Origin of the sequence: Corynebacterium sp. HMSC075F02 (assembly GCF_001838335.1) — a bacterium.
GTDB classification, from domain to species: Bacteria; Actinomycetota; Actinomycetes; order Mycobacteriales; family Mycobacteriaceae; genus Corynebacterium; species Corynebacterium jeikeium_D.
In genome coordinates this window covers 239,069-247,262 of sequence record NZ_KV836314.1, presented here as the reverse complement: position 1 = coordinate 247,262, position 8,194 = coordinate 239,069, and the positions used below count along the sequence as shown (strand labels likewise).

The 8,194-nt window shown below is 60.0% G+C and carries 9 protein-coding genes and 1 pseudogene; 2 read left to right on the top strand and 8 right to left on the bottom strand.

Annotated elements, in window-relative coordinates:
- From HMPREF2920_RS10945 to rimP, 4 genes are all read right to left on the bottom strand, one after another.
- Nucleotides 1-595 (bottom strand): translation initiation factor IF-2 N-terminal domain-containing protein (locus tag HMPREF2920_RS10945; protein WP_246821109.1); only part of this gene is annotated, 595 nt, incomplete at its 3' end.
- 129 nt (nucleotides 596-724) lie between these two features.
- A complete protein-coding gene (locus HMPREF2920_RS08730; RefSeq protein ID WP_016422585.1) occupies nucleotides 725-1,117 on the bottom strand; it encodes a YlxR family protein in 393 nt (130 codons plus the stop codon).
- Between the two features lie 171 nt (nucleotides 1,118-1,288).
- Nucleotides 1,289-2,275 carry a transcription termination factor NusA gene (gene nusA, locus HMPREF2920_RS08725; protein ID WP_016422584.1) on the bottom strand — a complete coding sequence of 329 codons (987 nt, stop codon included), beginning with the start codon at nucleotides 2,273-2,275 and terminating at the stop codon, nucleotides 1,289-1,291.
- Complete coding sequence (rimP, locus tag HMPREF2920_RS08720; RefSeq protein ID WP_016422583.1) at nucleotides 2,272-2,844, bottom strand: ribosome maturation factor RimP; 573 nt, start codon at nucleotides 2,842-2,844, stop codon at nucleotides 2,272-2,274. Before rimP ends, nusA begins: the two co-directional genes overlap by 4 nt.
- A gap of 101 nt (nucleotides 2,845-2,945) precedes the next feature.
- Here rimP and HMPREF2920_RS08715 point away from each other — a divergent pair, with 101 nt between their 5' ends.
- The gene (locus tag HMPREF2920_RS08715) at nucleotides 2,946-3,911 is read left to right on the top strand and encodes a DUF4439 domain-containing protein (RefSeq protein ID WP_049189652.1); all 966 of its coding nucleotides are present in this window, start codon (nucleotides 2,946-2,948) and stop codon (nucleotides 3,909-3,911) included.
- On the opposite strand, the gene HMPREF2920_RS08710 is transcribed toward HMPREF2920_RS08715, so the two are convergent.
- Complete coding sequence (locus HMPREF2920_RS08710) at nucleotides 3,908-5,680, bottom strand: proline--tRNA ligase (protein WP_016422581.1); 1,773 nt, start codon at nucleotides 5,678-5,680, stop codon at nucleotides 3,908-3,910. The two genes, HMPREF2920_RS08715 and HMPREF2920_RS08710, sit on opposite strands and share 4 nt — an antisense overlap.
- Before the next feature lie 60 nt (nucleotides 5,681-5,740).
- Here HMPREF2920_RS08710 and HMPREF2920_RS08705 point away from each other — a divergent pair, with 60 nt between their 5' ends.
- A complete protein-coding gene (locus HMPREF2920_RS08705; RefSeq protein ID WP_042389272.1) occupies nucleotides 5,741-6,478 on the top strand; it encodes a YaaA family protein in 738 nt (245 codons plus the stop codon).
- Here HMPREF2920_RS08705 and HMPREF2920_RS08700 read toward each other — a convergent pair.
- From HMPREF2920_RS08700 to HMPREF2920_RS10645, 3 genes and pseudogenes are all read right to left on the bottom strand, one after another.
- Nucleotides 6,475-6,756 carry a hypothetical protein gene (locus tag HMPREF2920_RS08700; protein ID WP_016422579.1) on the bottom strand — a complete coding sequence of 94 codons (282 nt, stop codon included), beginning with the start codon at nucleotides 6,754-6,756 and terminating at the stop codon, nucleotides 6,475-6,477. The genes HMPREF2920_RS08705 and HMPREF2920_RS08700 overlap by 4 nt on opposite strands.
- Nucleotides 6,749-7,840 carry a uroporphyrinogen-III C-methyltransferase gene (cobA, locus tag HMPREF2920_RS08695; RefSeq protein ID WP_049170808.1) on the bottom strand — a complete coding sequence of 364 codons (1,092 nt, stop codon included), beginning with the start codon at nucleotides 7,838-7,840 and terminating at the stop codon, nucleotides 6,749-6,751. Before cobA ends, HMPREF2920_RS08700 begins: the two co-directional genes overlap by 8 nt.
- Before the next feature lie 10 nt (nucleotides 7,841-7,850).
- Nucleotides 7,851-8,194: pseudogene (locus HMPREF2920_RS10645) on the bottom strand (cobyrinate a,c-diamide synthase); the annotation flags it as partial.

Sequence of the window (8,194 nt, the reverse complement as noted above, 5' to 3'; positions counted from 1 at the left end):
CCTGCGGGCGAGGGCCACCCTGGCGTGCTCCCGGTTTCGGGCCCGGACGGCCGTTTCCACCCTGCGGGCGAGGGCCACCCTGGCGTGCTCCCGGCTTCGGGCCCGGACGGCCGTTTCCACCCTGCGGACGCGGCATGTTGGACGGCCGCGGTGCCGGACGGGAGGATCCGCCGGTCGAGAATGGGTTGTTCGCCACACGCGGTGCGCGTGCGCCTGGCTTCGGCCCTGGCTTCGGGCCAGCAGGCTTCGGCGGGCGTGGCATTTCTTGTCCCGGCTTCGGCGAACGGGACGGTGCAGCTGGCTTGGCACTCGGCTTTGCCGCCGCTGGTGCAGCAGGCTTAGCGCCTGGTTTTGCAGCTGGCTTGGCACCCGACTTAGCAGCAGCCTTGGTAGTTGGGGCCTGGGCAGACGCGTCAGCACCTGCGCCAGCATTCTTCTCTTCGTAGACCTTCTTCATCTTCCTGACGACGGGTGGTTCCACCGTCGAAGAAGCGGTCTTAACAAACTCGCCCTGAGCCTTCAGCTCGGCGAGTAGTTCTTTGCTGGTGACCCCGAGCTGCTTAGCGAGCTCATGGACACGTAGCTTTCCGGACACTGCTCTCCTCACTAGTGGGGGCCGAGCAGCGCCCGATGGCGGATTTGTCCGCGCACCGAGAGCGCCTGCAGGGCTCCCTCTTATCTATTGCCGTTCATCGCTGATGCTTCATCGTGTGCTCATCAGTGTTCAGGTCTTTCTGTTGTCATTTTTCCTGCCTCCCTGCTTAGCGACACGCACATCGTCAGCGGGGGCGAAACCCTCCGCCGCTTCGTAGTGCGTGGCGATAAACTGTTTAACCGGAAACGCATCTACCTGCGTAGATACCTTCAGTGCGCGGCCAAATGCACGGCGCTTGTCGGCGATCTCCCAAGCCTTTAGTGTTGGGGTGATCCAGGCACCTCGCCCCTGCATCCGACGATGCGGATCAGCAACGACGGCTACTGAGCCATCTGAACGGGTGGTGGCGACAATGCGTAGCAGCTCCGAGCAATTGTGGCGCTGCTTAGTTGCAATACAGGTACGTGTGGGTGCAGGCGTATGAGTTGTCGAATTCGGGTTTAGCACCCGCGAAGTCGTCATACTCCTGACGCACCCACCTTCCTGCTAAGAAATTCAGCGCGAAAATTCGCATAGGAAAATCACGCCTTGTCGTTTGGCCACCTCCCAGCATAACCCGAAAAGGCGGAAAAGTGCCAACCCCCTAGGCACTTTCCCGCCACTTTCGCAACCGCTGGGACGCTGACGTTGTGTCTACTCCGCGTCGGAGTGGATATCGATTCGCCAGCCGGTCAGACGAGCCGCCAGACGGGCATTCTGTCCCTCCTTGCCGATAGCAAGAGAGAGCTGGTAGTCGGGCACCACAACGTGTGCACGGCGCTCGTCCATGTCCAGAATCTTGACACTAACTACCTTGGCGGGCGCCAGCGAGTTACCAACGAACTTCGCCGGATCCTCGTCGTAGTCGATGATGTCAATCTTCTCGCCCTTGAGCTCATTCATAATCGAGTTCACACGCTGACCGCGGGGCCCAATGCAGGCGCCCTTAGCGTTGAGGCCCTTGACCGTGGGGCGTACAGCAACCTTGGTGCGGTGACCGGCCTCGCGCGCAATGGAAATCAATTCCACTGCCCCATCGGCAACTTCCGGAACTTCAAGTTCGAAGAGCTTACGAATGAGCTCCGGATGCGTGCGTGACAGGTGAATCGCAACACCGCGCGGTGTCTTGTTCACACCGACGACGTAGCACTTGATGCGGTCACCGTGCTTGAGTTCCTCACCTGGCAGCTGCTCAGCCGGCATCAGAATACCGTCTCGGCCGTTGGCCTCCGAACCGATGTGGACGACGACAATGCCCTTTTCATTGGCATAGACATCGCGCTGGACCACGCCGGAAATGACCTGATTAGACAGGTCTGCGTATTCGTCGAGAACCTTATCGCTCTCCGCATCCCGCAGACGCGAAAGGATGGTCTGACGAACAGCGAATGCAGCGGTACGCTCGAAGTCCTCCGGAGTGTCGTCCCATTCGGAGATGAGATTGCCCTCGTCGTCTCGCTCCTGGGCAAAGACTATGACGTCACCGGTCTCACGGTCGATTTCGACGCGCGCATACTGTGCCGGTGCGGTGGTGTTACGGTAGCTTTCACGCAATGCTCGGGCGACCAGTCCCAGCATTTCGTCGACAGGAATACCCTTTTCCTTTTCCAAGGTTCGCAGGGCAGCTAGTTCAATCTTCACTTGTTATCCTCCAGCCTGGTCAAGGCATCGTCATAGTCTAGTCCCGCAAAATCCTTCTCGGCTGCGGGCGGATTAGAGAATTCAACTTGTACCACTGCACGGGCCACATTGGTTAATTGGACACGCTGGCCAACAGCCTTCAAACGTCCCTTTGGCCCCTTAGAGGTAACGAGAATGATGGATTCTTCATCCGGCGACAGCGCACCAATGCGGGCTGCAATCGCGGAACCGTCGGCAAGCGAAATCTCCGCAATACGACCACGGTTACGACGCCAGTGCCGAGGCTGGGTCAGCGGTGCGTCAATACCAGGAGTGGAAACTTCCAAGGTGTAGCCCTGAGCGCCGAAGTCCGCTTCACCACGTGCCTCCGCGGCATCCAGAGCCGAAGATACTTCATACGTGGCCTGTTCCAGAACATCGAGGTCAGGACGCTCATCTGCGTCAACTAACACAATGACCTGTGACTTTGCGCCGGCGCGAACGACCTTGACATCTTCCACATCCAGGCCGATTTGTGCGAGCGCCGGGCTCACAAACTGTTCAATTTTCTCGGGTGCGGGTATCGCCATAGTCGTAGAGTCTACAGGTCAAGTACTAGGAATTGCGCACCTGGGCGCTTTCCACATACCGCATTGACACAAAGTGCCGCCCGCCGTGGCACCATAGTGAGGTGATTGTTGAACCTCCCTCCCCCAGTTTTGCTTCCGCATCGCATCGCACTCGTACTCTCTCGCGCCGTGGCTTCCTCGCTGCTGCCCTCGCCGTGGGATCACTTCCTGCGCTTTCCGCGTGCTCGCATCTGGTGGCACCGCGCCCCGATTACGCCATTGAGGTTCTCCATGCGCTGGCGGCGCGCGATGCACAGTCGCTTAGCGACGCCAATCCTGACCTCGCAGCGGTGCGCTCCGCGCAGGTTACCGAACTGGATAAGGAAATCACACGCGCCTGCGGCACCCACAAGGACGGTAAACCTGTCGATGAATGTGGCTCGGACGTAGCAGTCCCAGGATCCCTGGTTACCGGTTCCGACGCGAAGCTACTGCTCACGGACTCGCGAAACAATCCCGTACTGACGAATGCCCTGGATTCACGCACTGCATTGCGGGAGGAGCACACTGCGCGCCTCGCCACGGCTGTCGATGGCGGTATCGTCCTCGCTCTGCGTGTTGCGGGCGCTGAGTGGGAGGAGCTTGTCCCATTGATTCCCAGTGACAGGGATGAAATCTCGGGTGCCGAAGAACAGATGACTAAGGCACTGCAAGCCGAATACATGATGATTTACGGTGTCGGCGTAGCCGCACCACGTGTCGGAGGCGATACCACTACTGCACTTTTGGCCCGTGGCGAGCGCCACCGAATTTTGCGCGATCGTGCCCGACTAATTTTGGAGGATTCCGACGTTGAGGTGCCGGAGAGCGCACCTGGCTATATGCCGGAAGGCGCTCCTTCGCCAGATACGGCACCCGTCGATTACATGATTGCATTGGAGCGCTATTGTGCCCAGGCGTGGGAAGACGTATTGCTCGCTGCTAATAACCCTCGGATGCGTATGTTCGCGCTGCAGGCAGCTGGCGTGGCTGCCGCCGGAGCGGCAGCGCTAGGTGGCAACAACTTGGAGCCGTTGCCCGGGCTCTAAGCCTTGCGAACCAGCTCCGCGACGTGAGCTGCAATGCCGTCAGCGGCGACCTCGTCGGTCTCGTTGGTCAGGCGGTTACGCAGCTCCACCTTGCCGTCCGCGTAGCCACGGCCAAAGATGACCACAAACGGCATACCCAGCAGCTCGGCGTCCTTGAACTTCACACCGGGGCTGACCTTCGGACGGTCGTCGAAAAGCACCTCAATGCCCTGCTGGCTGAGGTCTTCCGCCAGCTGTTCAGCGGCCTCAGCTGCTTCGGCGTTCTTGCCGGCCACAGCGATGTGAACCTTGTACGGTGCCGCGGCAACTGGCCACTTGAGGCCCTTTTCATCCAACTGCTGTTCCGCGAGGACAGCGACCAGGCGGGACACGCCAATGCCGTAGGACCCCATCGTCGGACGAGCACGCTTACCGTTGACATCGAGGATGTCGATTTCAAAGGCGTTGGTGTACTTGCGGCCCAACTGGAAAATGTGACCGATCTCGATTCCGCGCTCGATCTTTAGCGTGCCATGCCCCTCCGGAGCCGGGTCGCCGTCACGCACCTCTGCGACATCGCAAATACCATCAATCTGGAAGTCGCGACCAGCGACCACATCGACGATGTGCTTGCCTTCCTCGTTGGCTCCTGTAATCCAATTTGTGCCCTCCGCCACGCGGGGGTCAGCTAGGACCTTCACACCGCGATCGGCGAGCCCCTGCGGGCCGACGTAGCCCTTGATCAGGAAGTCATTGGCTGCGAAGTCCTTGTCCTCCAGCAAGCGCGCCTCACCCGGTTCAAATGCGACTTCAAGACGCTTTTCATCGACCTCACGGTCACCGGGAACCAGGATTGCGGTGAGCTGTTCCGGCAGGGCGTTGCCCTCCTTATCGACCTTCTTCGGGTCGACGGCGACGAGAACGCACTTCAAAGTATCGGCAGCAGTGACCTCGCGTCCGAGGTCCGCACCATTGGCCCAATCAACAAGTGCTGCGATTGTGGTGCAGTTCGGAGACTCGTAAACCTTCGCCTCCGGTTGTCCCTCAATCGGCTGCGGTTCAACTGCCGGAATCTTCACGGCTTCCACATTGGCGGCGTACTCACCGTCGGTGGAGACTACGAAGGAGTCTTCGCCACTTTCGCTAACAGCCAGGAACTCCTCGGAGGCCGAACCGCCCATAGCGCCGGAGGTGGCGTGGCAGATTTCGTACTTAATGCCCAGCCGGTCAAAAATTCGCTGGTAGGCACCGCGGTGCTGCTGATAAGAATTCTCCAGCCCCTCGTCGTCCATGTCGAAGGAATAAGAGTCCTTCATCACGAACTCGCGGCCACGCAGAATACCAGCGCGCGGGCGAGCCTCGTCGCGGTACTTGGTCTGAATCTGAAACAGCGTCGTCGGGAAATCCTTGTAGGAGCTGAAAAGATCCTTGACAGCCAGCGCGAACATCTCTTCGTGCGTCGGCCCCAGCAGGTAGTCCGCGCCCTTGCGATCCTTCAGACGGAACAGCTCGGGGCCGTATTCGGTCCACCGATTCGTCGCCTCGTACGGTTCACGCGGGAGCAGTGCAGGGAATGCCAGCTCCTGTGCGCCAATGCCTTCCATCTCCTCGCGCACAACCTTCTCTACGTTGCGCAGAACCTTCAAGCCCAGTGGCAGCCAGGAGTACACACCAGGGGCAGTTCGCCGGATGTAGCCGGCACGGACGAGCAGCTTGTGGCTAGGGACCTCGGCGTCAGCTGGATCCTCGCGCAGTGTGCGCAGGAACAGCTGGGACATTCGCGTAATCATGAATGCTGATTTTACCCGTCGATCATTCTTCGCAACATGCGGGGCATTACTATGGTGCCCATGCTCGTAGTCCTACCCCCCTCTGAAACCAAAGCCACTGGTGGCAGCCATCCCGCAGTAGACTTTTCCTCGCTGAGCTTCGGCTCCCTCAACCCCATCCGCGAGCGCATTGCAGCCGATCTCGTGGCGCTAAGTGCGAACAGGGAAGCCGCGATGGAAACACTGAAGCTGGGGCCACGGCTTGCTGACGAAGTCACAGCTAATGCCGCGCTCCTAGAGTCGCCGACCATGCCGGCTCTCGAGCGTTATACCGGGGTGCTCTACGACGCACTCTCCCCCAGCGATTTGCCGGAAACCGGCCGTGCTCGACTCGCCATCGGGTCAGCGCTCTTCGGTGTCATTGGCGGGGACGACCTCATCCCCCACTACCGTCTCTCTGGTACGGTCAAGCTCCCCTTCGCGGATCAGCCTGCCGACGCGGCTCCCACAATGAAGCGCCGTTGGGGTACCGCCATCACCGAGGCTCTCAATGATGTCGACTTCCTCATCGACCTTCGTTCCGGCACCTACGCCAATTTGGGCAAAGTCAAGAGCGCGACAACGATGACCGTGCTCACCGCCGAGGGCAAAATCGTCAGCCACTTCAACAAGCACTACAAGGGCCTATTTGCCCGCGCCATCGCCCTTTCCGACACGACACCGACCTCCCCCACAGAGGCCGTCGACATCGCACGCGCCGCAGGATACGACGTCTCGCTTGACGACGACACCCTCATCTTCCGCGTCCCGGAAAACTAAATGTCGTCGTTGTAGCGCTTTCGGCCTGCCACAATGGCGGCAATCAGAGCGATAATAGCGATGAAAATGCTGTCGTATCGCGATCCTTCTCCGCCGAGGAGAAGGAGTCGGAAGATGATCATGGTTCCGAGGTAGAACACCAGGAAGGTCGCAGCGCCCATCCAGATGGCGCTACGCAGCTGATCGTCGGCAAGCAGTCGGGTAACAAGCCCTGCCTTTTGCTGCTCTGGCTCACGCTTCCTCGACTTGTTGTTGCTCAACTTGTTGTTCTTACTCATCGCCCTCATCCAGACCGGCGACTTCACCGATGACGATAACCGCGGGCGGCTTGATTGCCTCTTCGACCATTTTCTCGCCAAGCTCGCCGAGTGTGCAGCGTAGCGACCTCTGATTCGGCAGCGTGCCGTCCTGGATGACCGCAGCCGGAGTCTTCGGGCTGCGGCCGGCCTTCATCAGAGCCTCGGCAATCTTTGGCCCGTTCTTAACTCCCATAATGATGGCAATAGTGCCGTGCATCCGGCCCAGCGCATCCCAATTGACCAGCGATTTCCTGTGCCCCGGTGGGACGTGACCGGACACAACAGTGAATTCATGGTTGACGCCACGCATAGTAACTGGGATGCCAATCGTCCCCGGTACCGCCAGTGCTGAAGTAATACCCGGCACAACGCGAACCGGTACCCCAGCCTTCTGCAGCTCCTGAAGCTCTTCAAAACCGCGGCCGAAGATGTACGGATCGCCACCCTTGAGCCGGACCACAAAGTAGCCCTCACGGGCACGATGAACTAGCAGTTCATTGATGCGCTCCTGAGCCATGGCGCGGCCGTAAGGAAGCTTGCCGGCATCAATAATCTCGACATCCGGCTCCAAGTCACCGAGCAGCGACAGTGGACCGAGGTGGTCTGCAACGACAACGTCGGCAAGCCGGAGCAAGCGACGCCCCTCAACGGTAATCAGACCGGGGTCGCCCGGGCCACCGCCTACGAGTGCGACCTGACCAGCGAGGTCCCCAGCGCGCGACGCGCGACGGCCGGTCAGCGCCACAGGAGTAAGCGGGCTGGAAGCCCCGGTTTCATCGTCGACGAGAATACCTCGGCGGTGTCCCTCTAGAGTCACCTCACGCAACAACGCCTCGTCACAGCAGACCATGAGAGCCTTGCCCCAGCTCATCGCCTCGGTAAAACCGGTGCGGGTCAAAGTAATACGGCCGTCTGCAGCCCAGGCCTCAATCGCAGTTGTTACTTCCCCACCTTCACACACAGTGACATCAGCGCCAGAGTCCAACAGCCGAGGAATCACGCGCTCTGCAGCCGTGGAACCGCCAATCACCAACACACCGTAGTCTTTGAGAAGCAAACTCATAGCTAACACTTTACCCGGCGCACGAAGCGACAAAGCGACTGACGTTCCCCGGCGCACCCGCCGGATGAACATGCAGGTAACCGGCATGAATCCGCCCAGACTCGGAAACGAAGCCGTCGCGAACTGTTTCGCCTTGATATCCACGCCAACCCCAGGCTGGTTGCCACCCGGCCGCAGCAGCGACACTTGCGGTGTCATCGGTGAGGGCTGTCTTGTGGAACTCGTGACCGCGCACGCGCGTTCCTACCGGGCACAGCACAGAATCAGTCAGCGCCACAGCCTCCCGGTACCCCAGCTTCAACCGTGCCATGTGCGCTCGCCCCGGGATGATGCCACACATACGGCGCCCACCGA

Bases quoted from the DNA above. Each gene is read 5' to 3' on its own strand.
- HMPREF2920_RS08730 (WP_016422585.1), bottom strand. From the start codon at position 1,117: ATGACGACTTCGCGGGTGCTAAACCCGAATTCGACAACTCATACGCCT.
- rimP (WP_016422583.1), bottom strand. From the start codon at position 2,844: ATGGCGATACCCGCACCCGAGAAAATTGAACAGTTTGTGAGCCCGGCG.
- HMPREF2920_RS08710 (WP_016422581.1), bottom strand. From the start codon at position 5,680: ATGATTACGCGAATGTCCCAGCTGTTCCTGCGCACACTGCGCGAGGAT.
- HMPREF2920_RS08705 (WP_042389272.1), top strand. From the start codon at position 5,741: ATGCTCGTAGTCCTACCCCCCTCTGAAACCAAAGCCACTGGTGGCAGC.
- HMPREF2920_RS08700 (WP_016422579.1), bottom strand. From the start codon at position 6,756: ATGAGTAAGAACAACAAGTTGAGCAACAACAAGTCGAGGAAGCGTGAG.
- cobA (WP_049170808.1), bottom strand. From the start codon at position 7,840: ATGAGTTTGCTTCTCAAAGACTACGGTGTGTTGGTGATTGGCGGTTCC.